We start from the raw sequence: 24,885 nt of genomic DNA on the forward strand, positions 1-24,885 counted from the left end.
TCATCGCGCCCAGCGCAGCACCAGCGGGTCGAGCCGCCGCGCGGTCTCGATCAGGCCCTTGCGGGTCTCCGGGTGCATCGTGGGCCAGGGATGGCGCGGCGCTTCGCAGGCGACGACGCCGCCTTCCTTCATCAGCGCCTTGGCCGCGAGGAAGCCCGACTGGCGGTTCTCGTGATTGATCAGCGGCAGCCAGCGCTGGTAGAGCGCAAAGGCCAGGTCACGGTTGCCGGCGCGGTGTGCCTCGATGATCGGGCGGATGCCGTCGGGGTAGCCGCCGCCGGTCATCGAACCGGTGGCGCCGGCGTCCAGGTCGGGCAGCAGCGTGATGGCCTCTTCGCCATCCCACGGGCCCTCGACCGCGTCGCCGCCGAGGCGGATCAGCTCGCGCAGTTTCGATGCGGCACCGGCCGTTTCGATCTTGAAGTAGGCGACGTTCTCGATCTCGCGCGCCATCTTCGCGAGGAACGCGGCCGACAGCGGCGTGCCGGCTGCCGGCGCATCCTGCACCATGATGGGAATGTCCACCGCGTCCGACAGGCGCGCATAGAAGTCGTGGATCTGCGGCTCTGGCACACGGAAGGTGGCGCCGTGATAGGGCGGCATCACCATCAGCATGGCCGCGCCCATGGCCTCTGCGCGGCGGCTGCGTTCGGCGCACACGGTGGTGCTGAAGTGCGTGGTGGTCACGATCACCGGCACGCGGCCCGCCACGTGTTCGAGCACGGTGCGCGTGAGCACCTCGCGTTCGTCGTCCGACAGCAGGAATTGCTCCGAGAAATTGGCCAGGATGCAGAGGCCGTCGGAGCCCGCGTCGATCATGAAGTCGACGCAGCGCTTCTGGCTTGCCAGGTCGAGCTCGCCGATTTCGGTGAATGGCGTCGGAACGACGGGGAAGATGCCGCGGAAGCGGGCAGGGCGAGTGGTTGTCATGTGTGATGAAAAAATGCGGGTCAGGTGACCACGCTGATTTGCCAAGGCACGAACTCCTGCTGGCCGTAGCCGTGGCGTTCGCTGCGCGAGGGCTGGCCCGAGGCGGTGTCCAGCAGCATGCGGAACAGCCGCTCGCCGAGTTCCCCGATGCTGCGCGTGCCGTCGAGCACCTCGCCGCAGTTGAGGTCCATGTCGTCCGATTGCCGCTCCCACAGCGCGGTGTTCGTCGCGAGCTTGAAAGAAGGCGAGGGCGCGCATCCATAGGCCGAGCCGCGCCCCGTCGTGAAGCAGATGAGGTTGGCGCCGCCCGCCACCTGGCCCGTGGCCGAGATCGGGTCGTAGCCGGGCGTGTCCATGAACACCAGGCCGCGTGCGCGCACCGGTTGCGCGTACTCGTACACGTCCACGAGGTTGGTCGAACCCGCCTTGGCAATGCCGCCCAGCGACTTCTCGAGCACCGTGGTCAGGCCGCCCGCCTTGTTGCCCGCCGAGGGATTGTTGTCCATTGCTGCACCGTTGCGCGCGCAGTAGGCCTCCCACCAGCGGATCCGATCGACCAGCTTGCGGCCGACCTCGGGCGTTTGCGCGCGGCGCGTGAGCAGGTGCTCGGCGCCGTAGATCTCCGGCGTTTCCGACAGGATGGCCGTGCCGCCGTGCGCCACCAGCAGGTCGACCGCCGCGCCGAGCACCGGATTGGCCGAGATGCCGGAGTAGCCGTCGGAGCCGCCGCACTGGAGGCCGACGACCAGGTGGCTCGCGGGCACGGTCTGCCGCTTCACGGCATCGGCCTCTGGCAGCATCTGCTGGATCAGCTCGATGCCGCGTGCAATGGTGCGCGTGGTGCCGCCGGTGTCCTGGATCGTGAAGCTCTGCAGGCGCGCGCTGTCCGCCAGGCCTTGCGTCGCCAGCAGCGTGGACACCTGGTTGGTTTCGCAGCCCAGGCCGATGACCAGCACGCTCGCAAAGTTGGGATGGCAGGCGTAGCCGCCCAGCGTGCGCCGCAGGATCGCCAGGCCTTCGCCTTCGGGATCGACTGCGCAGCCCGCGCCGTGCGTGAGCGCCACCACGCCATCGATGTTCGGGAACGGCGCCAGCATCTCGGGATGGATGTCGCGCCTGAAGCGGTCGGCAATGGCGCGCGCCACCGTGGCCGAGCAGTTCACCGAGGTCAGGATGCCGATGTAGTTGCGCGTCGCGACGCGGCCGTCTTCGCGCACGATGCCCTCGAAGGTCGCGGGCTCGGCGGCGTGCACCGTGGGGCGTGCATCGGCCGCGTGCGCGTGGTCGCGCGTGAAGTCGCCCATCGCGAGGTTGTGCGTGTGCACATGCTGGCCGGCGCGGATCGGGCGGCTCGCAAAGCCGATGATCTGCCCATAGCGGCGCACCGCATCGCCCGGCGCGATGGCGCGCGTCGCCATCTTGTGGCCCGGCGGAATGAGCCCGGCCACGGCCACGCCTTCGCTGCCGAGGTGCGTTCCCGCGACCAGCTGGTCGAGCGAGATCACCACATCGTCATCGGCATGCAGCCGGATCACGCGGGCGTGGGAGGGGGGCGGGGACATGGGCATTGCACCGTCACTCGACGATGTTGAAGTCCTTGAGGAACTCGGTCTTCAGCGTGAGGCCCAGGCCCGGCTTGTTGTCGTCCAGCTGCAGGAAGCCGTTCTCGGCCACCGGCTCTCCGTCGAAGATGTAATAGAACAGTTCGTTTCCCACCTCGACGTCGTGCATCGGGAAGTACTCGCTCATCGGCGAGGCCAGCGTGCTCATCGTCAGGTGGTAGTTGTGCATCTGGCCCGCATGCGGAATGACCGGCACGCTGTAGGCCTCGCACAGGGCGTTGATCTTGTGCGCCGCGGTGATGCCGCCCACGCGGTTGGTGTCGTACTGCACCACCGACACCGCCTTGCGGTCCAGCAGCTGCTTGAAACCGTAGAGCGAGAACTCGTGCTCGCCGCCCGAGATCGGGATGCCGGTGAGCTGGTTCAGCTCGGCATAGCCGTCGATGTCGTCGGCGATCACGGGCTCCTCGAGCCAGCGCGGCTCGAACTTCTCGAGCTTGGGCAGCATGCGCTTGGCGTACTCGAGGTTCCATCCCATGTAGCACTCGAGCATCAGGTCGTTGTCGTAGCCGATGACTTCGCGCACCGCCTCCACGGACTTGAGGTTTTCCGCCACGCCCTTCTGCAGGTGCGCGGGGCCGTAGCCGAAACGCATCTTGAACGCGGTGAAGCCCTGGTCGAGAAACTTCTGGGCTTCGGCCTGCATTTCTTTCAGGTCGGTGCGATAGAGCTTCGAGTAGTAGCAGGGAATCTTTTCCTTGGTGCGGCCGCCGAGCAGCTTGAACACCGGCTTGTCGACCGACTTGCCCAGGATGTCCCAGATCGCGAGATCGACCGCCGAGATGGCCGCCATCGTCACGCCCTTGCGGCCCCAGGCATGCGTGGCGCGGTACATGCGCTGCCACAGGTACTCGTAGTCCCACGGGTCCTGGCCGACGACCAGCGGCGCCAGGTACTGGTCGATGATCGCCTTGGCAATCGCCGGCGCGAGCGCCACGTTGCCCAGGCCCACGATGCCGTCGTCGGTCTCGATCTCGACCACGGTCCACGAATGGAAGCGGAAGGTGCTCATGGTTTCCTGCGGTGCGTACAGCAGGTCCATCGCGTTGGAGCAGAAGTTGCCCTGCGGCGGAACGGTCTTGCCCTTCCACTCGAAAACACGGGCGCGCACGGATTTGATCTTCATCTTCTCGTATCTTTCTGAGTCGGTGGTGAATGCTGGGGTCAGGCCGCGAGCGCAGCCTTGCCGAGAAGGCGCGCGGCGCCCATGCGGCTCGCGATGCGGAACGCCTGCCACATGGCTTCGGCGCTGGCCTTGCCCTGGCCGGCGATGTCGTAGGCGGTGCCGTGCGCGGGCGTGGTGATCGGAATCGGCAGCCCGCCCTGCACCGTGACGCCGCGGCTGAAGCCCAACAGCTTGATCGCGATCTGGCCCTGGTCGTGGTACATCGTCACGATCGCCTGGTACTCGCCGGCCTGGGCCTTGAGAAAGATGGTGTCGGCCGGAAACGGACCGTGGAAAGGCGATGCGGTGGGCCAGCTGCGCGCCTGCAGCGCCTTGACGGCCGGCGCGATGATCTCGACCTCTTCGCGCCCGCACACGCCGCCGTCGCCGCCGTGCGGGTTGAAGGCCGCGATCGCGACCTTGGGCTCGGCCACGCCATTGGCCAGCAGCGAGCGGTAGATCAGCTCGGCCGCCTGCTCGATGCGCTCCACGCTCAGGTAGCCGGCCACCTCCTTCAGCGGCACGTGCGACGAGATGCGCGAGGTCCAGAGTTCGCCGAGCGTGTTGAACTCGCAGAAGTAGCCGGTCACGCCCAGGTGATCCGCGAAGTGGTGCAGCTCGTCTTCATGCTGCATGCCGCCCGATCTTCATGGCCTGCTTGTTGAGCGGTGCGAAGCAGATCGCATCGACCTCGCCGGCGAGCGTCGCGTCCATGCACCGGTCGAGCACCTTCAGCACCGCGCGTCCGGCCGGCGCCGCGGCCACGCCGCGCTCCACCAGCGCCGGATCGATGCTCTGTACCGCCAGGAAGGCGGGGCGCGCGGTGTCCCCGCGGCCGCGTACCTCGGCCAGTGTCTTCACCTCGTCGGTGGCGACCGAAAGGCCCGCGATGCGCTGGCCGTCTTCCCAGAGCCAGGGGTCGCCGACCAGCACGATGTTCGTTTCGACCGTGATGCCGGGCCGGGCCAGGAGCCGCGCGATCAGCTCGGGGCCGATGCCGGCGGGGTCGCCGAGCGTGAGGGCGACGACGGGGAGGGATTGCTTGTTCATCGGGTGGGCCTAGTCCAGCTTGATGTGGTTCTTCTTGATGACGTCGCCGAACCGCTTGTATTCGGCGGCGTGGAACTGCGCGAACTGCGCCTGAGTCATCGGCGTGATCTCGGCGCCGATGGCGTCGAGGCGGGTCTTTGTCTCGGGCATGGCAAGCACCTGGTTCACGGCGTCGTGCACCCTGGCCTGCACGGCCTTGGGCGTTGCGGCCGGCATGTAGATGCCGTACCAGGCGCTCATCTCGATGTTCGGCACGCCGGCTTCGGCAAGGGTCGGCACGTTGGGCAGTTGCGGGTTGCGCTTTGCCGTGGTCACGGCCAGAGCGCGGACCTTGTTGTTGCGGATCTGGCCGATCACCGAAGGCATGGTGTCGAAGCTCAACTGCACCTGCCCGCCGACGAGGTCGATCAGCGCCGGGCCGCTGCCCTTGTACGGCACGTGGACGAGATCGATGCCGGCTGCATCCTTGAACATCTCGGCCGCGATGTGCTGCGTGCTGCCCGCGCCGCTGGTGGCGTAGTTGAGCTTGCCCGGCTCGTGCTTCGCAAGCTTGACCAGCGCCTGCACCGAGTCTGCCGGCACGCTGTTGCTCACCACCAGCACGTTGGGCACCGCGCCCACGAAGGCCACCGGCACCAGGTCGCGGTTGCTGTCGTAGTTGAGCTTGAGCAGGTGGGGCGCAATCGCATGGGCCGTGACCACGCCCATCACCATCGTGTGGCCGTCGGTGGACTTGGCGGTGGCGTCCACCGCGAGCGTGTTCGATGCGCCCGGGCGGTTGTCGACCACCACCGCTTGCTTGAGCAGGGGGCCGAGCCGGTCGGCCACGGCACGGGCCATGGCATCGGTGCCGCCGCCCGGCGCCGAGCCGACCAGGACCTTGATGGGGCGCGTCGGCCAATCCTGCGCCTGTGCAATGCCGGCTCCAAATGCCAGCAGCCCTGCCGCCGCGGCGGCCATGAGCGTTCTTTTCATCTGCTTGTCTCCGACTGTTCTTTCAATATCCTCAGGGCCAATCGTAGGCAGGCGATTGATCCTCGTAAACTGAAAGCTCTTGATCGATCAATAACCGGAAGTGATCAAAAAATGGGCTCCATCGACAAGCAGGACACCACGCCGCAGCTGCTCAACCGGCTGCGCATGCGGCAGATCGCACTCATCCTCGCCATCGAGGACCGCCGCACTCTTCGTGCCGCCGCAGGGCAGCTCGGGCTGACGCAGCCGGCGGCCACCAAGATGCTTCACGAGCTCGAAAGCGCCCTCGGGCAGTCGCTGTTCGACCGGGTCGGCCGGGGCTTGCAGCTCAACCCGGCCGGCGAGCGCGTGACCGGCTATTTCCGCAGCATCCGCGGCAGCATGGAGGCGCTCAACCGCGAACTCGGCGAACTGCGGCTGGGCAGCGCGGGCAAGTTCTCCGTCGGCAGCATCATGGCCGCCTCCCCGGGGCACCTGACAGAGGCGCTGCTGGGCCTCAAGGCGCTGTTCCCGCTGCTGTCGGTGGAGATCGCGGTGGACACCAGCGACCGCCTGCTGGCGCAACTGCGCGAAGGTGTGCTCGAAGTGGTCATCGGCCGGCTGGTCAGCCAGCCGGGCTTCGACTGCGTGTTCAGGGCCATCGAGGACGAGGGGCTCGCGGTGGTGGTCGGCAATGACCATCCGCTGGCGCGCAAGCGCAAGGTGGAGTTCGAGATGCTGCTGGACTACCCGTGGATACTGCAGCCGGCCGGCAGCCCGATGCGCGACCTGCTCGAGCACGAGTTCCGCGACCATCACGCGACCCTGCCCAAGGGGCTGATCGAGACCGGCTCCATCCTGACCACCATCAACCTGATCCGCCGTTCGCAGATGATCGCGGTGGTACCCGAAGCCATGGCGCGCCGCGATGCCGAGCACGGGCTGCTGCACATCGTGCAATACCGCATCCGCCAGAAGCTCGAGGCTTACGGCAGCCTCGTGCGCAAGGACCGCCCGCTGACCAAGCCGGCGGAGCATTTCCTGGAACTGGTGCACGCCAGGCCCAAGGCGGCACGCGTGTAGAACTTGTCCTGCATCCACGCTGGCAACCGTCCGTCCCGAAGGCCTGTTGCCCCCGCCAAACTGCTGTCTCCCCACCACCTGGAGACCCCGATGCCGGACGACATGGAGATCCGCATTCCGCAAGATGAAGAGCGAATCGACATCACCGACCTGAAAGAGGTCGACTACTGGAAGTGGTTTGGCGTCAGCGAGGCGCGGCTGCGCATGGCCGTGGCGTCCGCCGGCACCATCAAGGACGACCTGCGGGTCTACCTTGGCCTGCCCTGACGCCGAAAGCGCGCGGGAGGTCGCGCGCGGCCGCACCCGCTGATGGCTGAGTCGAAGCTTGCGATCTACGGCGCCATTGCGGCCAACGTGGCCATTGCCGCGACCAAGTTCGTGGTGGCTGGCATCACCGGCAGTTCGGCCATGCTGTCGGAAGGCATCCACTCCGCGGTGGACACCTTCAACGGCGTCCTGCTGCTGGTCGGCATCCGGCTGAGCCAGCGTCCCGCGACTGCCGAGCACCCCTTCGGCCACGGCAAGGAGCTGTACTTCTGGAGCCTGATCGTCGCGGTGCTCATCTTCGGGCTCGGCGGCGGCGTGTCCTTCTACGAAGGCATCCAGCACATGCGCCATCCCGAGCCGATGCAGGACCCCACCTGGAACTACGTGGTGCTGGCGCTGGCGGCGTTGTTCGAGGGTGCGAGTTTCCTCGTGGCGCTGCGGCAGTTCCGCGCCCAGGCGCGCGGCGCGCCGTTCTGGCGCGCGCTCGAGCAGAGCAAGGATCCCACCACCTACACCGTGCTGGCGGAAGATTCCGCCGCGCTGGCCGGGTTGGCCGTGGCGGCGCTCGGCATCTACCTGAGTCACCGGTTCGACCTGCCGGCGCTCGACGGCGCGGCCTCGGTGGTGATCGGGCTCCTCTTGGCCGGCGTGGCGGTGCTGCTGATCAGCCAGGCGCGCGGGCTGCTGATCGGCGAAGGCATCCGGCCCGAGACCGCGCGGGCAATCCGCAGCCTTGCGATGGCGCAGCCCAGCGTGCGCGATGTGGGGCACGTGCTGTCGATGTACATGGGGCCCGACGAGGTGCTGGTGATCGTCGACCTGAATTTCAAGGAGGGCACGGCCACCGGCGACGCGGCCGAGGCCATCGGTGCCATCGAACGGCAGGTGCGCGCGCGGTTCCCGATGATCAGGCGGCTTTTCATCGAAGCGAGCGAAGCGCCGGTCGACGGCTCGGTGCCAGCCTTCGGTCGCGTCGGCGTCCGCTGACCGCGACTGCCGCCTTTGCCTGAGCGCCTTGCCGGGGCGCCCCCGCCACCATCGGCGTTCACTCAGGAGATTGCAGATGAACACCTCTTCGCAACGCCCGCCGTCCGGCAAGCGCTCCCCCGATGAACCCGAACTCACCCAGGAGGATTCCGTGCCCCTGGACGGAACCGACAAGGAGGGCGAAGAAATGATGAAGAAGGTCCGCAACGACAAGCTCCAGGACCGCGGCGACGCCGAGCGCAAGACGCCCGGGAAGTCCTGACCCGCGGTGCCGGCGCGGTGGCTTTGTCTTCTGGGGAAGAACGGCAATGCCCTACAACCGCGCGCAGCCGGCGTCGATAAAAATCCTCTGGCGCGGAGCGGTTCTCCGGTACGGGGAGTTGCCGGCTGCGGAAAAACGAAGGCACAGAAGGCAGAACGGGGCGGAAGGAAATGCCTGCCCCTACGACGGAGGAAAGAATGAAACTCGACGGCACGGCCGAGTCGGCCATGCAGGAAAGCCTGATGAAGGTGGGCGTCCCGGGACTGGACGATGTTCTCGGCGGCGGCCTCACGGCCAACCGCCTGTACCTGGTCGAGGGCACGCCGGGGGCCGGCAAGACCACCATCGCGCTTCAATTCCTCATCGAAGGAGCGAAGCGGGGCGAATCGGTGCTGTACGTCACGCTGTCGGAAACGGCGCAGGAGCTTGCCGGCGTGGCGCAGTCCCATGGGTGGGACCTGAGCGGCATCGATGTGCGCGAGATGCTTCCGACGGAAGCCGCGCTCGCGCCCGACGAGCAATACACCATGTTCCACCCCTCCGAGGTCGAACTCAGCGAGACGACGTTGAGGATCCTGTCGGACGTCGATGTGCTCAAGCCGTCGCGCGTGGTGTTCGATTCGCTGTCCGAGCTGCGCCTTCTGGCCGGCAGCTCGCTGCGCTACCGGCGCCAGATCCTGGCGCTCAAGCAGTTCTTTGCGGGCCGGCAGTGCACGGTGCTGCTGCTCGACGACATGACCGCCATGAAGCACGACCTGCAGGTGCAGAGCATCGCCCACGCCGTGCTGCGCCTGGAGCAGATCAGCTCCGACTACGGCGCCGCGCGGCGCCGCCTCGTCGTCAGCAAGTACCGGGGACAGAAGTTTCGCGGCGGCTATCACGACTACCGCATCGACCGGGGCGGGCTGTGCGTGTTTCCGCGCCTGGTGGCGGCCGAGCACTCGGCGGCCATCACCCAGGTGCGCATTCCCAGCGGTATCGAATCGCTCGACGCCTTGCTGGGCGGCGGCATCGAGAGGGGCACGAGCACGTTGTTCGTGGGCGCGCCGGGCACCGGCAAATCGACGGTCGCGGTGCAGTTCGCGCTGGCAGCGGCGCAGCGCGGCGAATGCGCCGCCCTCTTTGTCTTCGACGAGAGCATCCATACCCTGCGCACACGCTGCGAGAGCATGGGCATGGACCTCGCGCCGCACATCGAGGCGGGCCGCATCACGGTGCGGCAGGTCGACCCGGCCGAGCTGTCCCCGGGCGAGTTCGTGCACCTGATCCGGCTCGCGGTGGTGGAGGCGGGTGCGGCGGTGGTGGTGATCGACAGCCTGAACGGCTACCTCAATGCCATGCCGGACGAGCGCTTCCTGATCGCGCAGTTGCACGAGCTCTTGTCCTATCTGGGGCAGGCCGGCGTCGCCACGCTGCTGGTGGGCGCGCAACACGGCCTCATCGGCATGCAGATGCAGACGCCCGTGGATGCAAGCTATCTGGCGGATGCCGTGGTGCTGCTTCGCTACTTCGAACTCGACGGCGAAGTGCGCCAGGCGATCTCGGTCCTGAAGAAGCGCGGCGGCGCGCACGAGCGGACCATCCGCGACTTCTCCATGACTTCCACGGGGCTCCACATCGGCGAGCCGCTGCGCAACTTCAGAGGCATCCTGACGGGCATACCGATTCCCATCGATGGCGTGCAGCCCGCATCGTGAGCGCGCTGCCCGCTCCCGTCGAGCAGCGCATCCTGTTGCGCACCGCGACCTCCAGGGACGCTTTCATGGCAAGCGCCGTGCTGGCCCGCGCGCAGGTCACCACGCACACCTGCTCCACGCTGTGCGAACTGGTGCGCGCGCTCGAGCAAGGCGCCGGCGCCATCATGCTGGCGGAGGAAGTGCTGTCCGACCCCGCGGTGTCCACGCTGACCGACGCGCTGGGTTCGCAGCCGCCCTGGTCCGATCTGCCGGTGCTCATCCTGGCGCGCCAGGGCGCCGATTCGCCCATCATTGCCGCGGCCATGGACCGGCTCGCGAATGTGACCGTGATCGAGCGCCCGATGCGCGTGGCATCGCTGATCAGCACGGTGCGCACCGTGCTGCGCGCACGCAACCGGCAGTACCAGCTGCGCGGCCTGCTGGACGGCCTGCGCGAGTCGGACCAGCGCAAGACGGAGTTCCTTGCCACCCTGGCGCATGAACTGCGCAACCCGCTCGCGCCGATGAGCACCGCGCTGACGCTCCTGATGCGCAAGCCGCACGAGCCCGCGGAAGCCCATCGCTACTACGAGCTCATGGGGCGGCAGATCGACCACATGGTGCGGCTCGTCAACGACCTGATGGAAGTCTCCCGCATCACGCGCGGAAAGATCGAGTTGCGCATGGAGGCGGTGGCGCTCGAATCGGTGATCAAGGACGCCATCGAACTGAGCCGGCCCTTGCTCGAAGGCGCGAACCACACATTGAGCGTGGACCTGTGCAGCCAGCCGCTGGTGGTGCGGGGCGACGGCGTGCGCCTGACGCAGGTCTTCTCGAACCTGCTGAACAACGCCGCGAAGTACACCGCGCCCGGCGGGGCGATCCGCATCGTCGCGCGCGAGCAAGGCCATGAGGCCTTGATCGAGGTCTGGGACAACGGCACCGGCATCGCGCCCGACATGCTGAACTCGATCTTCGAGATGTTCGTGCAGGTGAGCGGCACCTCGAAGGCGGCGCAAGGGGGGCTCGGTATCGGCCTGACCCTGGTGAAGAGCCTGGTCGAGCTGCATGGCGGAAGCGTCGAGGCCCGCAGCGAAGGGCTGGGTTGCGGCGCGGTGTTCTGCGTGCGCCTGCCGCTCTCGCGGCTCGGGCCCGGCAAGCCGCAGGCGCCATTGCCGGCCGTCCGCGGGTGGCCCGCATCGCTGCCCGGGTCGGTGCTGATCGTCGACGACAACCGGGATGCGGCCGATGCGCTCAGCGATCTGCTGCGCTCGCTCGGCGCGACCACCCGCGTGGCCTACAGCGGCGCCGCGGCGCTGCGCACGATCGCCGACGGCCCCGTGCCCGGGCTGGCGATCCTGGACATCGGCATGCCTGGCATGGACGGGTGCGAGCTGGCCGAGAAGCTGCGCGCCGACCCCGCGCTCGGCGGCCTGGTGCTCGTCGCACTGACCGGCTGGGGGCAACGCGGCGACAAGGAGCGCATCGCCAGGGCGGGCTTCGATCACCACTTGCTCAAGCCGCTCGACCTGGCGGCGCTGATCTCGATGCTGCAGGGCGTCCCATGAACCACGATGCGAGCACGCTATCGGCGGCGGCCCGGTCGGCCCGCAAGCCATCGCTCTGGCGGCGCAGCCGGCGATGGTTGCTGCCGCTGGTCGCCATCGCGGTGCTCGGGCTCCTGCTGTCGCACGCGCACAAGGTCGATTGGGCGGGCGCATGGGAGGCGCTGCAGCGCTATCCCGCCACGCTGCTGCTGGGCGTGCTGGGCATTGCGACCGGGAGCCACGCGCTCTACGGCTGCTACGACCTGATCGGCCGGCGGCACACCCGCCACGGGGTGCCGCGCTGGCGCACCTGGGCCATCGCCGTGACGAGCTATGCCTTCAATCTCAACCTGGGTTCGCTGGTCGGCGGCATCGCGATGCGCGCGCGGCTCTATGCGCGTGCCGGTCTCGACGAGGCCACGGTGGCGCAGGTCGTGGGGGTCAGCCTGGCGACCAACTGGCTCGGCTACGGTCTCCTGGCCGGCGGGCTGTTCGCGGCCGGCGCCATCACGCCGCCGCGCCAGGCGAGCATCGGTGCGGACGCGCTGCGCGCGCTCGGCGTGCTGATGATTCTGCTTGCCGCCGCCTATGTGGTGGCTTGCGCCTTTTCGCGCGGCCGGCAATGGCAGGTGCGAGGGCGCCGGGTGAAGCTTCCTTCGGCCCGGCTGGCGCTCGTGCAGCTCGCGCTCTCCACCACCAACTGGGCGTTGATGGGCAGCGCCATGTACCTGCTGCTCGGCCGTCAGGTGCCCTACACGACCACGCTGAGCGTTCTGCTGGCGGCCTCCATCGTCGGCGTGATGACGCCGATCCCGGCCGGGCTCGGCGTTCTGGAGGCGGTGTACCTGGCGCTGCTCTCGGGCAGCGTGCGCCAGGGTGCGCTGATGGGTGCCGTGCTGGCCTACCGCGCGCTCTACTACCTGCTTCCGCTGGGCGGCGGCATCGTGCTCTACCTGCTTCTCGAACGCTATGCCGCCAGCCATCCGCAAGGCGGCTCGGAGGCCGACACACCATGGCGCGCGCAAACCCGCTGAAGCGCTACAAGGAGAAGCGCAACTTCGGCGTCACGCCCGAGCCGGAGGAAGGCGGGTCGTCGGCGCCCGGCACGCTGCAGTTCGTGGTGCAGAAGCACTGGGCGACGCGCCTGCACTACGACTTCCGCATCGAGCTCGATGGCGCGATGAAAAGCTGGGCGGTGCCCAAGGGCCCGAGCTACGACACGCACGACAAGCGCATGGCCGTGCACGTGGAGGACCACCCGATCTCCTACAACCAGTTCGAGGGCGAGATTCCGCCGAAGCAATACGGCGCCGGCAAGGTGATCATCTGGGACAAGGGCACCTGGATTCCGATCGGCGACGCGCGCAAGGGCTACAAGGAAGGGCACCTGAAGTTCGAGCTGCACGGCCACAAGCTGCGCGGCAAGTGGGCACTGGTGCGCATGCATGGCAAGAAGGACGACGGCAAGCAGGATGCGTGGCTGCTGATCAAGGAGCACGACGGCTATGCGCGTGCCGCGGCCGAGTTCAGCGTGGTCGACCAGTTCCCGGACAGCGTGGCCCAGCTCCCGATGCCGGAGGGGCCGGCTGCCACTGCACCGGCGGCGGCTTCCCCGGCAAAGCGCGGCAAGGCGGCCAAGGCGGCCAGGACGGGCAAGACGGGCAAGGGCGACATGCCCGCGGAGGCGGTGAAGGCCGCCATGCCTGCCAGCCTGTCGCCGCTGCTCGCCACGCTGGTCGACGGCCCGCCGCCCGACCCGCAGAACTGGTTCTACGAGATCAAGTTCGACGGCTACCGGCTGCTCGCCCGTGTCGACGCGAAAGGCGTGCAGCTGTTCACGCGCAACGGCCACGACTGGAGCGACCGCATGCCGCACCTGGTGAGCGCCATCGAGCGCATGAAGCTCAAGCCGGGCTGGCTCGACGGTGAAGTGGTGGTGCTCAACGAGTCTGGCAGCACCGACTTCCAGGCGCTGCAGAACGCCTTCGACAGCCACAAGACACGCAACATCGTCTACTTTCTTTTCGACCTGCCGTACTACGGCGGCTTCGACCTCACGCGCGTGCCGCTGGTCGAGCGGCGCGCGCTGCTGGAGACGCTGCTTGCCAAGGCGCCGCCGGAAATCCGCTTCAGCGGAATCTTCGACGCGCCGCCCGAAGACATCGTCGCCTCGGCGTGCAAGATCGGGCTCGAGGGCGTCATCGGCAAGAGAAAGAACAGCGCCTATGTGTCGAGGCGCTCGCCCGACTGGATCAAGCTCAAGTGCTCGTTCCGGCAGGAGTTCGTCATCGGCGGCTACACCGATCCCAAGGGCTCGCGCGTGGGCATCGGGGCGCTGCTGCTCGGCGTGCACGACGCCAAGGGCGAACTCATCTACGCAGGCAAGGTCGGCACGGGCTTCAACGATCGCATGCTCGTCGAGATGCTCAAACGTCTTCAGCCGCTGGGCATCGACAAGCGGCCGTTCAGGAACCCGACGGAGAACGACCGGCTCGCGCATTGGGTCAAGCCCGCGCTGCTGGCCGAAGTCAGCTTTTCGGAGTGGACCAAGGACGGCCATGTGCGCCATCCGGTGTTTCACAGCCTGCGCACCGACAAGCCGGCCAAGGCCATCATCCGCGAGAAGCCGGTCCACCAGACCGGTGCCGATCGCGAGCCCGAAGCCCAGGCCGAAAGCGCACCCGCGGCCGCTGCCACGATGCCCGCCAACTTCAAGGTCTCGAACGCCGACCGCGTGGTCGACAAATCCACCGGCATCACGAAGGTGGAGGTGGTCCGCTTCTATGGCCTGGTGGCGCCGCTGATGATGGAGCACCTCAAGGCCCGGCCGGTGTCTTTCGTGCGCGCGCCGCAGGGCATCCAGGGCCAGCTCTTCTTCCAGAAGCATCTGGAGGAGGGCCAGATGGCGGGCGTGCGGCAGCTCGATCCCGCGCTGTGGCCGGCGCATCCCGCGCTGATCGAGGTCGCGGGCCCGCTCGGCCTCTTGAGCGCGGCCCAGATGAACGTCATCGAGTTCCACACCTGGAACGGCCTGAAGACGCTGATCGGAAAGCCCGACCGCATGACCTTCGACCTCGATCCGGGCGAGGGCGTCGGCTGGCCGATGGTGCAGCAGGCCGCCGAACTGATGCGCGTGGTGCTCGACGAACTCGGCCTGCCGTCCTTCTGCAAGACCAGCGGGGGCAAGGGCCTGCATGTGGTGGTGCCGCTGAAGCGGCAGAACGACTGGGACGCGGTGAAGGATTTTTCGGAAGCCATCGTGCGCCACATGGCCCGCACCCTGCCGCAGATGTTCGTGGCGAAGAGCGGGCCGGGGCAACCGCGTCGGGCGCATCTTCATCGACTACCTGCGCAATGGTTTCGGCGCGACCACCGTCTGCGCCTGGTCGGTGCGCGCGCGGCCCGGAATGGGCGTGTCGGTGCCTGTGGAGTGGGGGGAGGTTCCGGCGCTCACGAGCGGCGCGCAGTGGACGCTGCGAAACATCCACTCCCGGCTCGATCGCGGCAACGCGCCATGGGCCGGCTATGCAAAGGCCGCGACGAGCCCGGGCGCGGCGATGAAGAGACTGGGCTTCGAGGCAGCCGGCGCGCGCAAAGGGCGCTGAGGCCTGGTCAGAGTTCGATGAAGGCCGAAGTGGCTTTGTTCAGTGCCAGCTTGCCCTTGGCGGTGATGGATTCCACCTGGGCCAGATGACGGATCGCGCGATCGTCGGGCGTGTGGGTGGCGGAGGGGGGAATGAATGCAGTCACCAGCTCTGCGGCCCGCAGCACGCGCAGCCGGTCGATGTCGGCGGGCGTGTGGATGACGTATGGCAATCTCTGTTCGGCGATGACCCGAAGAAACTCCATGGACATGAGCCGTCTCCTTGTCTAGATGGGTGGACGAGCATTTTGCGGAGAAATTCATGGCCGTGGTGAGTCATCGCACTGCACAAACCGGCCGTATTTGTATCAATGTGTTTTGGCCCTGCGGCGCGTTGAAAACGCGCAGGCGGATCGTGCTTTCGAGGTTACCGGTACCCAGCCGCGGCAGGCTTGAAAACGCCGCTGTTCAGCGCTTCGGCGCAGGCCCGGCGACGCGTTCGAAGGTCACGAAGCTGAACTGCAGGCCTTCCTTCGCCGAGACATGCGATTCGCGCTGCGTCTCGCGCCATTCGGAAGGCGAGAGCTCGGGTGCATAGGCGTCGCCGTCATAGTCGCGCGCGATCTCGGTCACGACCGCCTGCCGTGCCAGCGGCTCGGCTTCGGCATAGATCTGCGCGCCGCCGATGACCCACACCTCAGGCGCCTGCGATTCCTCGCAGAGCGAGAGGGCCTCCTGCAGGCTGCCGGCGCGCTGCGCCCCTTCGACGCTCCAGTCGTCCCGCCGCGTGATGACGATGTTGCGCCGGCCCGGAAGCGGGCGGAAGCGCGGCGGCAGCGAGTCCCAGGTCTTGCGGCCCATGATGACGGGCGCCGTGCCGGTCTGCCGCTTGAAGTGCGCGAGGTCTTCGGGCAGGTGCCAGGGCATGGTGCCATTCGCGCCGATCACGCCGTTGGCCGCGCGGGCGAAGATGAGGCTGATGCGCGGCGAGGTCATGGGGCAGACGCTCCGCTCACACCGCCACCGGGGCCTTGATGGCCTCGTGGTGCTGGTAGTCGAGCACTTCGAAGTCTTCGTACTGGTAGTCGAAGATCGACGCCGGCTTGCGCTTGATGCGCAGCGTGGGATACGGGTAGGGCGTGCGGCTCAGCTGCAGCGCCACCTGCTCGGCATGGTTGCTGTAGATGTGGCAGTCGCCGCCGGTCCAGATGAAGTCGCCCACGTCGAGGTCGCATTGCTGCGCCACCATGTGCGTGAGCAGCGCATAGCTAGCGATGTTGAAGGGCACGCCCAGGAAGATGTCGGCACTGCGCTGGTAGAGCTGGCAGCTGAGCTTGCCGCGCTCGCCCGGCGCCTGCGGCGGCGCCACGTAGAACTGGAAGAACGCGTGGCACGGCATGAGCGCCATCTTCGAGAGCTCGGCCACGTTCCATGCGCTCACGATGATGCGGCGCGAATCGGGGTTGGTCTTCAGGGTCTTGATGACCTCGGAGATCTGGTCGATGTGGCCGCCGTCGGGCGTGGGCCAGCTGCGCCATTGCACGCCGTACACCGGGCCCAGGTCGCCGTCTTCGCGCGCCCATTCATCCCAGATGGTGACGCCGCGCTCCTTGAGCCAGTTGTTGTTGCTGGAGCCTGTGAGGAACCACAGCAGCTCCTGGATGATGGATTTGAGGTGCACCTTCTTCGTGGTCACCAGCGGAAAGCCTTCGTTCAGGTCGAAGCGCATCTGGTGGCCGAACACGCTCTTGGTGCCGGTGCCGGTGCGGTCGCTCTTGAAGACGCCATGGGTGTCCACGTGGCGCATGAAGTCTTCGTACTGGGAGCGGACGGGGCGGGCGGGCAAGGTCATGTTGGGAATTTTACGGGGCGGCGCTAGCATTGGCCGATGACCGGCCATGACCACTCCCACGAACACTCCGACGACCACAGCGAACTCGGCGAAATGGACCTGCGTGTTCGCGCCCTGGAAAGCGTGCTCACGCAGAAAGGCTACATCGATCCGGCCGCGCTCGACGCGCTGATCGACACCTACCAGACCCGCATCGGCCCGCGCAACGGGGCCAGGGTGGTGGCGCGGGCCTGGGTCGACCAGACCTTCCACGATTGGCTGATGGCCGATGCCACGGCCGCCATCGCCTCGCTAGGCTACACCGGCCGCCAGGGCGAGCACATGGTGGCGGTGGAAAACACCGATGACCAGCACCACATGGTCGTCTGCACCCTGTGCAGCTGCTACCCCTGGCCGGTGCTCGGCCTGCCGCCCACCTGGTACAAGAGCGCGCCGTACCGTTCCCGCGCCGTGAAGGATCCGCGCGGTGTGCTGGCCGATTTCGGCACCGCGCTGCCCGAGTCGACGCGCATCCGCGTCTGGGATTCGACCGCCGAGGTGCGCTACCTCGTGATTCCCCAGAGGCCCGCGGGCACCGAGGCGTGGAGCGAGGACGAACTCGCCACCCTGGTTTCGCGCGATTCGATGATCGGCACGCGGCTTGCCGACGCGCCGACCGCGAGGAGCGTCGCATGAGCTACGTCACGCATGCCGACCTCGGCGGCCAAGCGGGCTACGGCCCGGTCACGCCCGAGCCCGAAGGCGAACTCTTCCACGCCAGCTGGGAGCCGCGCGCGCTGGCCCTCACGCTGGCGATGGGCGCCACCGGCTCCTGGAACATCGATGCGAGCCGCGCCATGCGCGAGACGCTGCCGAACTACCGCGACCTGAGCTACTACCAGGTCTGGCTCGCGGCGCTCGAGCAGTTGATGCTGCAACGCGGGCAGGTTTTTCCCGACGAGATCGCGTCCGGCGAGATGCGCCATCCGGCCGCGCCGGTCGCGCGTGTGCTGCAGGCCGGCAACGTGCCCGCGGTGCTCGCCAGGGGCGCGCCCACCGAGCGCGCCGCGCCGGGCCCCGCGCGCTTTGCCGTGGGGCAGGCCGTGCGGATGCACATCGGCAAGGCCGACCATCACACGCGGTTGCCGGGCTATGTGAAGGGCAGGCGCGGCACCATCGAACATGTCCACGGCGCGCATGTGTTCGCCGACGCGAATGCACAGGGCCTCGGCGAACAGCCGCAATGGCTCTACACCGTGGTCTTCGAGGAAGCCGAGCTCTGGGGCGATGCGGCGCCGCGACAGAACCTCTCGGTGTCGGTCGATGCGTGGGAAAGCTACCTGGAGCCCGCCGCATGAGGACCGACCTGCCACCGCTGGCGCTTGCACCCGGCATGCCCCGCGATGCCGACGGCCCGGTGTTCCGCGAGCCGTGGGAAGCGCAGGCCTTCGCGATGACGCTCGCGCTGCACGAGCGCGGCCTGTTCACCTGGGTCGAGTGGGCCGAGGCGCTTGCGGCGCAGATCGCCGCCGCGCAAGCCGCGGGAGATCCCGATGCAGGCGACACCTACTACCGGCATTGGCTCGCCGCGCTCGAAGGCCTCGTGGCCCGCAAGGGTGCGAGCTCGGGCGACGAACTCGCACGCTACCGCTACGCCTGGGACCACGCGGCCGATCGCACACCGCACGGCCAGCCGATCGAGTTGCGCCGAGAGGACTTTTCCTTCTAGACGCGGATCACCCGCCCGGGATTGAGGATGTTCTTCGGATCGAGCCCGCGCTTGATCGCACGCATCATCTCCAGCGCCACCGGCGACTTGTGCTTCTCGAGCTTGTCGACCTTGAGCGACCCCACGCCATGCTCGGCCGAGAACGAGCCGCCGAACTTCTCGACCGCGTCGTACACCAGCGTGTTGATGCGCTCTTCCTCGTTCTTCAGGAAGGCCCTGGTGTCGATGTTCTCGGGCGCCTGCACGTTGTAGTGCAGGTTGCCGTCGCCCAGGTGGCCGAAGTTCACCAGCCGCACGCCGGCGATCTCGCGTGCCAGCAATGCATCGGTTTCGGCCACGAAGGCGGGGATGCTGGAGACGGGAATCGAGATGTCGTGCTTGATGTTCAAGCCCTCTTCGGCTTGCGCGAGCGGGATGCTCTCGCGGATGTGCCAGAGCTGGTGCGCCTGCGCGAGGTTCTCGGCCACCACCGCATCGGTCACGCAGCCGTCTTCGAAGGCGGTTTCTAGCAGCGCCTCGAAGCGTGCGCGCGCATGGTCTTCCGATTCGTTGTCGGAGTTCTCGAGCAGCACGCAGTAGGGCACCGCCTCGTCGCCGATGAAGGGCACGCGCAGCTGCGGCATGTGCTTGTCGACCAGGCTCAAGGCAAACCTGCCCATCACTTCGAAGCCCGTGAGTCCCGAGCCCAGGTGCTTGTGCGCCAAGCCCAGCAGCGTGACTGCATGGTCGAGCGAGGGCACCGCGGCCCACGCCGTGAGTTGCGCGGCAGGCAGCGGGTAGAGCTTCATCGTCGCGGCGGTGATGATGCCCAGCGTGCCTTCGCTGCCGATCATCAGGTCGCGCAGGTCGTAGCCGGTGTTGTCCTTGCGAAGGCCGCTGGTGCCTTCCCAGATCTCGCCCTGCGGCGTGACGACTTCGAGGCCCAGGCACAGCTCGCGCGTGTTGCCGTAGCGGACCACCTGCGTGCCGCCCGCGTTGGTCGCCAGGTTGCCGCCGATGGTGCAGCTGCCTTCTGCGGCCAGGCTGAGCGGAAACAGGTAGCCCTGCTTCTCTGCCGTCTCCTGGAGCGTCTGCAGGATGCAGCCGGCTTCTACCGTCATCGTGAGGTTGGCGGCATCGACGGTGCGGATGGCGTTCAGCCGCTGCAGGCTCAGCACCACCTGCGTGCCGCTGTCGTCCGGGATGGAGCCGACGGCCAGGCCGGTGTTCCCGCCCTGCGGCACGATGGCCGTTCCGGCCGCGGCACAGGCCTTGACCACGTCGGCCACCTGTTGCGTATTGGCAGGGCGCACCACCGCCAGCGACTTGCCGCGTGCGCGCTTGCGCCAGTCCTGTTCGTAGGCCGTGAGGTCGCCTTCGTTCAGCACGTGCTGCGCCCCCACGATGGCGCGCAGCTGGTCGATCAGGGGAGAAGAAGTCGTCATTGGCGTCATTGGGTCGAAGCCTCCAGTTGGCGGGCCGCCTTGGCGTTGCGCAGGCGCAGCCGGACGTGCATTGCGCAGGCGGTGAAGAGCGCAAGGCACAGCAGCACCTCGGCCAGGGCGAGCAACTGGCCCACGCCGTTGGTGTCGCTCCAGGCGCGCACCACGCCCTCGGTGAAATAGAGCCAGATCATCAGGCTGACCCAGCGGTAGGTGTACATGCGGTTCTTGTAGAGCCCCGCAAGCGGAATGACGAGCGGCAGCACCTTGAGCGCCAGCAGCGAGCCGCCGGGCCGAAGCGGCGCCAGCCACAACTCCCACGCCAGGCCCAGCACGATGAGGCCCACGAGGCTGCCCACGGCAAGCCAGCGGGTGGCGCTGACGGAAGAAGAGGCGTGCGGCGTGATGGTTTGCATGGATGGAACACCGCGGAACCGGCGGCACGAAGCGTGCGGAGTCTGGGAGAGGGTTCGGGTTCTTATGATACCGGCCATGAATCGTCAGCAGCTGTGGAGGGATCTTTCGCGCTTTCCGTGGGGCGACACCGCGGCCGTGCTGGGCGAGCGCTTCCGCGAAGACCGGCTCGGGCTCACGGCCAGCAGCCTCACCTTCACCACCACCATTGCCATGGTGCCGTTCTTCACGGTGGCGCTGGCGCTCTTCACCGTGTTCCCGATGTTCGCCAAGCTGCAAGGCGGGCTGCAGCGCTGGCTCATCGAAAGCCTGATTCCGGACAATATCGCGCGCCAGGTGCTGGGCTACCTGAACCAGTTTTCCAGCAAGGCCGGCGGCCTGGGCATCGCGGGGCTGGTGGTGCTGCTGATCACCGCCATTGCGCTGATCCTCACCATCGACAAGACGCTCAACAACATCTGGCGCGTGCGCTCACCGCGGCCGTTCGCGCAGCGCGTGCTGATCTACTGGGCGGCCATCACGCTCGGCCCGCTGATCCTGGGCGTGAGCCTCTCGACCACCTCGTATGTGTTTGCCGCCTCGCGCGACGTGGTGGGCGGCAGCATCCTCAAGCTCTTCTTCGACACCTTCGAGATCGTGCTGCTCGCAGGCGGCATGGCCTCGCTCTACCACTACGTGCCAAATACCAACGTGCGCTGGGCGCACGCCTGGGCGGGCGGCATCTTCGTGGCGGCGGCCATCGAGATCGCCAAGCGCGTGCTGGGCTACTACCTGAGCCTGGTGCCGACCTATTCGGTGCTCTACGGTGCGTTCGCCACGGTGCCGATCCTGCTGATCTGGATCTACGTGGCCTGGGTCATCGTGCTGCTGGGCGCCGTCATCGCGGCCTACCTGCCGAGCCTCCTGACCGGCGTCGCACGCCGCGGCGGGCGTGCCGGCTGGCCGCTGCAACTGGCCATGGAAGTGCTGCAGCACCTGGCCCGGGCGCGCGCCACGCCGGCCAAGGGCATGGGCGCCGCCGAACTGGTCACGCGGATGCGGGTCGACACGCTGCAGCTGGTGCCCGTGCTCGAGACCCTGGTGGCCATCGACTGGATCGCGCCGCTGGCCGAAGAAACCGACGACGAGGACCCGCGCTACGTGCTGCTGGCCGACCCGTCCACGCCCATCGAGCCGCTGCTCAGGGAGTTGCTGATGCCGCGCGCGGAGCCGCTCGAAGACCTGTGGCAGAAAGGCCCGCTGCACTCCCTGCGGCTGGGCGATGTGCTATTGATCTGATAGCAACCGATCTCGACCCGTTCGAGCCAGTGGAGCGTCGCAAAGCTCTTGAAACGGCGCGGATCGACGGCAGATTCCGGGGCAGTCGTGGTGTTCATTGCGAGGGTCTCCTGGCCGCCCGGGGCGCTTTGTCCATAATGGCCACGACCTCCGCGCCGCACCCCTGCGGCTTTGCATTCACACCTTCACCGCACCAGCCTTGAGCGCTCTTCCCGCCGCCCCCGATTCCGCCGAGCCGGCCCGCGATGCGCCGTGGGTGGTATGCCTGTGCGCCGAGTGGTGCGGGACCTGCCGCGACTACCGGCCGCTCCTCGAGCAGGTGGCACGTGCGCATCCGCAGTTCCGCTTTGCCTGGGTCGACATCGAAGACCACGCCGAGATTGCCGATGCCTTCGACGTGGAGACTTTTCCCACGCTGCTGATCGCCGGTGCCGACGGCACCCGCTTCCTGGGCCCGCTGCTGCCGCATGCCGAGACGCTCTCGCGCATGCTCGGCGCGCTGCAGGCGCCAGAGGCTTCCAGCCTGGACGTCGACCTGCTGCTCGCGGTGCTCGACAAGCGCCCGGCCGACTTCGCGCTCTGACCTCACGCGCACTGACCTCACGTTGACGCGCTGGAGCGCGCGCGGCCCAGCTTGCGCCGTCCCCCGCTGACGATGGCAGCCACCAGGTGCCGGACGAACGCTTGCGCGAGCGGCGTGAGCGTGCGGCCCTCGAGCGCCAGCACCTGCAGTTGCCGCTGCTGCAGCGGCGCCTCGGCAAAGGGGCGTGCCACCACCGTGCCCGCGTCGATGAGGTGCGTCACCGTAAGGTGGCCCGACAGCATCACGTCCGGCGTGCGCAACAGGGGCAGCAGCACCGACGAGAAGTTGCTGACGAAGATGGCGCGGTACTGCAGGCCCTGCAGGCTGCAGGCCTGGTCGAACAGCTGCCGCGCCGTCACACCCTTGTCGCCCACCGCCAGCGGATAGCGCACCGCGTCCGCCACCGACACCACGCGTTGCCGCGCCAGCGGATGGTCGGGGCGCAGCACCGCGAACACCGGTGCGTTGGCGGAGTGCTCGATCGTGAGGCCGGGCTCGGGCGCCACCACGTACTTGAGGGCGATGTCGGCCTCGCCGCGTGCGAGCAGCGCGCTCACGCCGTCGGGCGACCCCACGTGGAGTTCGAGCTGCGTGCCCGGATGCGCCGATTCGAAACCGCGCATGACCTGCGGCATGAAATGCGCGGCGAAGCCCTCGGTGCAGGCCATGCGGATGCGGTGGGCGCTGCGGCCGCCGAGGTCGCGCACCTGCTCGATGACCTGCTCGATGTCGAGCTGCGCATTGCGCAGGTGCGCCGCGAGCCGCTCGCCGGCCGCGGTGAGCGCCATGCCGCGGGCATGGCGCTCGAACAGCGGCGTGCCGAGGCTGTCCTCCAGCTTCGCGATCTGACGGCTGACCGCCGAAGAGGCCACGAACAGCCGCGCCGCGGCCTGGCTGACCGAGCCGCTGCGCGCCACTTCGAGGAAATGGCGCATCGGAATGCTCAGGAGCGGGGGTGTCATGGAATCGAGCCTTGCCTTGGAGGCAATGGTAGCTTGCAAAAACGATGCTGGAAGCATTGCCCGCCAGGCCTTTTACTTGCTGCACCCGCTGGAACAGGAAAACCCTTCATGCCACGTACCCAGAGCCTTGCCGCTGCCGCCGCCTATTTCGACGATGGCGGCTTCTTTGCCGACCTGCAGCGGCGCGTCGCGTTCCGCACCGAGAGCGACACCGGCGCCGCGACGCCCGCGCTCGGCGCCTACCTGAGCGACGAACTGGTGCCGCCGCTTTCCGCCATGGGTTTCGCGTGCGACATCGTCGAGAACCCGGTGGCCGGCGGCGGGCCGTTCCTGATTGCGCGACGCATCGAAGACCCCGCGTTGCCCACCGTGTTGAGTTATGGCCACGGCGACGTGGTGAGCGGACAGGACGCGCAGTGGGACGAGGGCCTCGGCCCCTGGACACTCACACAGCGCGGCGACCGCTGGTACGGCCGCGGCACGGCCGACAACAAGGGCCAGCACACCATCGCGCTCGGTGGCCTGGCCGCGGCGCTGCAGGCGCGGGGCGGGCGCCTGGGCTACAACATCACCTGGCTCATCGAGACCGGCGAAGAGGCCGCGTCGCCGGGCCTGCACGCGGTGTGCGAGCAGCAGCGCGACAAGCTCGGCGCCGACCTGTTCATCGCCAGCGACGGACCGCGCGTGAGCGCCGCACGGCCCACGCTGTTCCTCGGATCGCGCGGCGCCGTCAACTTCAGCCTGCGGATGCGCGCACGGTCGCGGGGCTACCACTCGGGCAACTGGGGCGGCGTGCTCGCGAACCCGGGCACGGTGCTGAGCCACGCGGTGGCTTCGCTGGTGGATGCGCGCGGGCGCATCCTGGTCGAGGCCTTGCGGCCGGCGTCCATTCCCCAAGGCGTGCGCGAGGCGCTGGCCGACATCGCGATCGGCGGCGGCGCCGACGATCCCGCGCTCGACGAAGGCTGGGGCGAGCCGGGCATGAGCCCGGCCGAGCGGCTGGTGGCGTGGAACACCATCGAGGTGCTCGCACTCGGCGCGGGATCGCCGCAGCGGCCGGTGAATGCGATTCCGTCCGACGCAGTGGCGCATTGCCAGCTGCGCTTCGTGGTCGGCACGCCGTGGCGCGAACTGGCGAAGATCGTGCGTGAGCACCTCGATGCGCACGATTTCGGCCACGTGGACGTGCAGGTCACGCTCGAAGGCGCCGCCACGCGGCTCGACGTGGAGAACCCGTGGGTCGCCTGGGCCCGCCACTCCATCGAGCAAAGCAGCGGCCAGCGCGTCGACCTGCTGCCCAACCTCGCGGGCTCGCTGCCCAACGACGTGTTTGCCGACCTGCTGGGCCTGCCCACGCTGTGGGTGCCGCATTCGTACCCGGCCTGCGCGCAGCACGCACCCAACGAACACCTGCTGGCGCCGCTGGCGCGCGAAGGCCTGCAGATCATGGCAGGCCTTTATTGGGACTTGGGCGAGCCCGGACTCGCGCCATGGACCATTGGAAAACCGCAGCACGCCGCCGCCTGATCCCTTCTCTTCCC

At 68.0% G+C, this 24,885-nt stretch carries 23 protein-coding genes and 2 pseudogenes; 14 read left to right on the forward strand and 11 right to left on the reverse strand.

Going from position 1 to position 24,885, the window contains the following annotated elements; all coding sequences use genetic code 11:
- From ABID97_RS09965 to ABID97_RS09985, 5 genes and pseudogenes are all read right to left on the reverse strand, one after another.
- A complete protein-coding gene (locus tag ABID97_RS09965; protein ID WP_354398345.1) occupies nt 1-930 on the reverse strand; it encodes a dihydrodipicolinate synthase family protein in 930 nt (309 codons plus the stop codon).
- Between the two features lie 20 nt (nt 931-950).
- Nucleotides 951-2,492 carry a UxaA family hydrolase gene (locus ABID97_RS09970; RefSeq protein ID WP_354398346.1) on the reverse strand — a complete coding sequence of 514 codons (1,542 nt, stop codon included), beginning with the start codon at nt 2,490-2,492 and terminating at the stop codon, nt 951-953.
- Nucleotides 2,493-2,505: 13 nt separating this feature from the next.
- Nucleotides 2,506-3,678 (reverse strand): L-rhamnonate dehydratase, encoded by a 1,173-nt coding sequence (locus tag ABID97_RS09975; RefSeq protein WP_354398347.1) that lies wholly within the window; start codon nt 3,676-3,678, stop codon nt 2,506-2,508.
- A 38-nt stretch (nt 3,679-3,716) separates the two neighbouring features.
- Nucleotides 3,717-4,767 (reverse strand): annotated as a pseudogene (locus ABID97_RS09980) (4-hydroxythreonine-4-phosphate dehydrogenase PdxA).
- Between the two features lie 9 nt (nt 4,768-4,776).
- The gene (locus ABID97_RS09985) at nt 4,777-5,742 is read right to left on the reverse strand and encodes a Bug family tripartite tricarboxylate transporter substrate binding protein (RefSeq protein ID WP_503012761.1); all 966 of its coding nucleotides are present in this window, start codon (nt 5,740-5,742) and stop codon (nt 4,777-4,779) included.
- Between the two features lie 111 nt (nt 5,743-5,853).
- Between ABID97_RS09985 and ABID97_RS09990 the strand changes: the two genes are divergently transcribed.
- From ABID97_RS09990 to ligD, 8 genes and pseudogenes are all read left to right on the forward strand, one after another.
- Nucleotides 5,854-6,804, forward strand: a complete 951-nt coding sequence (locus ABID97_RS09990) for a LysR family transcriptional regulator (protein ID WP_354398348.1) — start codon at nt 5,854-5,856, stop codon at nt 6,802-6,804.
- Between the two features lie 90 nt (nt 6,805-6,894).
- Nucleotides 6,895-7,071: a DUF3606 domain-containing protein gene (locus tag ABID97_RS09995; protein ID WP_354398349.1), complete on the forward strand. Its 177-nt coding sequence runs from the start codon at nt 6,895-6,897 to the stop codon at nt 7,069-7,071.
- Nucleotides 7,072-7,113: 42 nt separating this feature from the next.
- A complete protein-coding gene (locus ABID97_RS10000) occupies nt 7,114-8,058 on the forward strand; it encodes a cation diffusion facilitator family transporter (protein WP_354398350.1) in 945 nt (314 codons plus the stop codon).
- Nucleotides 8,059-8,134: 76 nt separating this feature from the next.
- Nucleotides 8,135-8,320 (forward strand): hypothetical protein, encoded by a 186-nt coding sequence (locus ABID97_RS10005; RefSeq protein WP_354398351.1) that lies wholly within the window; start codon nt 8,135-8,137, stop codon nt 8,318-8,320.
- Nucleotides 8,321-8,517: 197 nt separating this feature from the next.
- The gene (locus tag ABID97_RS10010; protein WP_354398352.1) at nt 8,518-10,017 is read left to right on the forward strand and encodes an ATPase domain-containing protein; all 1,500 of its coding nucleotides are present in this window, start codon (nt 8,518-8,520) and stop codon (nt 10,015-10,017) included.
- Nucleotides 10,014-11,564, forward strand: coding sequence for a hybrid sensor histidine kinase/response regulator (locus ABID97_RS10015; RefSeq protein ID WP_354398353.1), 1,551 nt, complete (start codon nt 10,014-10,016; stop codon nt 11,562-11,564). The genes ABID97_RS10010 and ABID97_RS10015 overlap by 4 nt, the downstream gene beginning before the upstream one ends.
- The gene (locus ABID97_RS10020; protein ID WP_354398354.1) at nt 11,561-12,577 is read left to right on the forward strand and encodes a lysylphosphatidylglycerol synthase domain-containing protein; all 1,017 of its coding nucleotides are present in this window, start codon (nt 11,561-11,563) and stop codon (nt 12,575-12,577) included. The genes ABID97_RS10015 and ABID97_RS10020 overlap by 4 nt, the downstream gene beginning before the upstream one ends.
- Nucleotides 12,556-15,148: pseudogene (gene ligD, locus ABID97_RS10025) on the forward strand (DNA ligase D). Before ABID97_RS10020 ends, ligD begins: the two are co-directional and overlap by 22 nt.
- A 7-nt stretch (nt 15,149-15,155) precedes the next feature.
- Here the strand turns inward: ligD and ABID97_RS10030 are convergent.
- The 3 genes from ABID97_RS10030 to ABID97_RS10040 all read right to left on the reverse strand — a co-directional run bounded on the left by ABID97_RS10030 (nt 15,156) and on the right by ABID97_RS10040 (nt 16,978).
- On the reverse strand, nt 15,156-15,398 hold the full coding sequence (locus ABID97_RS10030) for a hypothetical protein (protein ID WP_354398355.1): 243 nt from the start codon (nt 15,396-15,398) through the stop codon (nt 15,156-15,158).
- A 196-nt stretch (nt 15,399-15,594) separates the two neighbouring features.
- The gene (locus tag ABID97_RS10035) at nt 15,595-16,122 is read right to left on the reverse strand and encodes a dihydrofolate reductase (protein ID WP_354398356.1); all 528 of its coding nucleotides are present in this window, start codon (nt 16,120-16,122) and stop codon (nt 15,595-15,597) included.
- A 16-nt stretch (nt 16,123-16,138) separates the two neighbouring features.
- A complete protein-coding gene (locus tag ABID97_RS10040) occupies nt 16,139-16,978 on the reverse strand; it encodes a thymidylate synthase (protein WP_354398357.1) in 840 nt (279 codons plus the stop codon).
- Between the two features lie 36 nt (nt 16,979-17,014).
- Between ABID97_RS10040 and nthA the strand changes: the two genes are divergently transcribed.
- Genes nthA through ABID97_RS10055 form a run of 3 tightly spaced genes read left to right on the forward strand, consistent with a single transcriptional unit; the run spans nt 17,015 to nt 18,686 of the window.
- On the forward strand, nt 17,015-17,653 hold the full coding sequence (gene nthA, locus ABID97_RS10045; protein ID WP_354398358.1) for a nitrile hydratase subunit alpha: 639 nt from the start codon (nt 17,015-17,017) through the stop codon (nt 17,651-17,653).
- Nucleotides 17,650-18,315: a nitrile hydratase subunit beta gene (gene nthB / locus ABID97_RS10050; protein ID WP_354398359.1), complete on the forward strand. Its 666-nt coding sequence runs from the start codon at nt 17,650-17,652 to the stop codon at nt 18,313-18,315. The genes nthA and nthB overlap by 4 nt, the downstream gene beginning before the upstream one ends.
- Nucleotides 18,312-18,686, forward strand: a complete 375-nt coding sequence (locus tag ABID97_RS10055; RefSeq protein WP_354398360.1) for a nitrile hydratase accessory protein — start codon at nt 18,312-18,314, stop codon at nt 18,684-18,686. Before nthB ends, ABID97_RS10055 begins: the two co-directional genes overlap by 4 nt.
- Here ABID97_RS10055 and ABID97_RS10060 read toward each other — a convergent pair.
- A complete protein-coding gene (locus tag ABID97_RS10060) occupies nt 18,683-20,110 on the reverse strand; it encodes an FAD-binding oxidoreductase (RefSeq protein ID WP_354398361.1) in 1,428 nt (475 codons plus the stop codon). The two genes, ABID97_RS10055 and ABID97_RS10060, sit on opposite strands and share 4 nt — an antisense overlap.
- Before the next feature lie 5 nt (nt 20,111-20,115).
- Complete coding sequence (locus tag ABID97_RS10065) at nt 20,116-20,523, reverse strand: DUF2069 domain-containing protein (RefSeq protein WP_354398362.1); 408 nt, start codon at nt 20,521-20,523, stop codon at nt 20,116-20,118.
- A gap of 64 nt (nt 20,524-20,587) precedes the next feature.
- Here ABID97_RS10065 and ABID97_RS10070 point away from each other — a divergent pair, with 64 nt between their 5' ends.
- Complete coding sequence (locus ABID97_RS10070; RefSeq protein ID WP_354398363.1) at nt 20,588-21,799, forward strand: YihY family inner membrane protein; 1,212 nt, start codon at nt 20,588-20,590, stop codon at nt 21,797-21,799.
- A 199-nt stretch (nt 21,800-21,998) separates the two neighbouring features.
- The gene (locus tag ABID97_RS10075) at nt 21,999-22,382 is read left to right on the forward strand and encodes a thioredoxin family protein (protein ID WP_354398364.1); all 384 of its coding nucleotides are present in this window, start codon (nt 21,999-22,001) and stop codon (nt 22,380-22,382) included.
- Nucleotides 22,383-22,399: 17 nt separating this feature from the next.
- On the opposite strand, the gene ABID97_RS10080 is transcribed toward ABID97_RS10075, so the two are convergent.
- Nucleotides 22,400-23,344, reverse strand: coding sequence for a LysR family transcriptional regulator (locus tag ABID97_RS10080; RefSeq protein ID WP_354398365.1), 945 nt, complete (start codon nt 23,342-23,344; stop codon nt 22,400-22,402).
- Nucleotides 23,345-23,452: 108 nt separating this feature from the next.
- On the opposite strand from ABID97_RS10080, the gene ABID97_RS10085 reads away from it, so the two are divergent.
- Complete coding sequence (locus ABID97_RS10085; protein ID WP_354398366.1) at nt 23,453-24,871, forward strand: M20 family metallopeptidase; 1,419 nt, start codon at nt 23,453-23,455, stop codon at nt 24,869-24,871.
- Nucleotides 24,872-24,885: the final 14 nt, after the last annotated feature.

Origin of the sequence: Variovorax sp. OAS795 (assembly GCF_040546685.1) — a bacterium.
In the GTDB taxonomy this organism is placed as follows: Bacteria; Pseudomonadota; Gammaproteobacteria; order Burkholderiales; family Burkholderiaceae_C; genus Variovorax.

Coding starts and splice junctions, on each gene's coding strand:
- ABID97_RS09965 (WP_354398345.1), bottom strand. CDS start 930: ATGACAACCACTCGCCCTGCCCGCTTCCGCGGCATCTTCCCCGTCGTT.
- ABID97_RS09970 (WP_354398346.1), bottom strand. CDS start 2,492: ATGTCCCCGCCCCCCTCCCACGCCCGCGTGATCCGGCTGCATGCCGAT.
- ABID97_RS09975 (WP_354398347.1), bottom strand. CDS start 3,678: ATGAAGATCAAATCCGTGCGCGCCCGTGTTTTCGAGTGGAAGGGCAAG.
- ABID97_RS09985 (WP_503012761.1), bottom strand. CDS start 5,742: ATGAAAAGAACGCTCATGGCCGCCGCGGCGGCAGGGCTGCTGGCATTT.
- ABID97_RS09990 (WP_354398348.1), top strand. CDS start 5,854: ATGGGCTCCATCGACAAGCAGGACACCACGCCGCAGCTGCTCAACCGG.
- ABID97_RS09995 (WP_354398349.1), top strand. CDS start 6,895: ATGCCGGACGACATGGAGATCCGCATTCCGCAAGATGAAGAGCGAATC.
- ABID97_RS10000 (WP_354398350.1), top strand. CDS start 7,114: ATGGCTGAGTCGAAGCTTGCGATCTACGGCGCCATTGCGGCCAACGTG.
- ABID97_RS10005 (WP_354398351.1), top strand. CDS start 8,135: ATGAACACCTCTTCGCAACGCCCGCCGTCCGGCAAGCGCTCCCCCGAT.
- ABID97_RS10010 (WP_354398352.1), top strand. CDS start 8,518: ATGAAACTCGACGGCACGGCCGAGTCGGCCATGCAGGAAAGCCTGATG.
- ABID97_RS10020 (WP_354398354.1), top strand. CDS start 11,561: ATGAACCACGATGCGAGCACGCTATCGGCGGCGGCCCGGTCGGCCCGC.
- ABID97_RS10030 (WP_354398355.1), bottom strand. CDS start 15,398: ATGTCCATGGAGTTTCTTCGGGTCATCGCCGAACAGAGATTGCCATAC.
- ABID97_RS10035 (WP_354398356.1), bottom strand. CDS start 16,122: ATGACCTCGCCGCGCATCAGCCTCATCTTCGCCCGCGCGGCCAACGGC.
- ABID97_RS10040 (WP_354398357.1), bottom strand. CDS start 16,978: ATGACCTTGCCCGCCCGCCCCGTCCGCTCCCAGTACGAAGACTTCATG.
- nthA (WP_354398358.1), top strand. CDS start 17,015: ATGACCGGCCATGACCACTCCCACGAACACTCCGACGACCACAGCGAA.
- nthB (WP_354398359.1), top strand. CDS start 17,650: ATGAGCTACGTCACGCATGCCGACCTCGGCGGCCAAGCGGGCTACGGC.
- ABID97_RS10055 (WP_354398360.1), top strand. CDS start 18,312: ATGAGGACCGACCTGCCACCGCTGGCGCTTGCACCCGGCATGCCCCGC.
- ABID97_RS10060 (WP_354398361.1), bottom strand. CDS start 20,110: ATGACGACTTCTTCTCCCCTGATCGACCAGCTGCGCGCCATCGTGGGG.
- ABID97_RS10065 (WP_354398362.1), bottom strand. CDS start 20,523: ATGCAAACCATCACGCCGCACGCCTCTTCTTCCGTCAGCGCCACCCGC.
- ABID97_RS10070 (WP_354398363.1), top strand. CDS start 20,588: ATGATACCGGCCATGAATCGTCAGCAGCTGTGGAGGGATCTTTCGCGC.
- ABID97_RS10080 (WP_354398365.1), bottom strand. CDS start 23,344: ATGACACCCCCGCTCCTGAGCATTCCGATGCGCCATTTCCTCGAAGTG.
- ABID97_RS10085 (WP_354398366.1), top strand. CDS start 23,453: ATGCCACGTACCCAGAGCCTTGCCGCTGCCGCCGCCTATTTCGACGAT.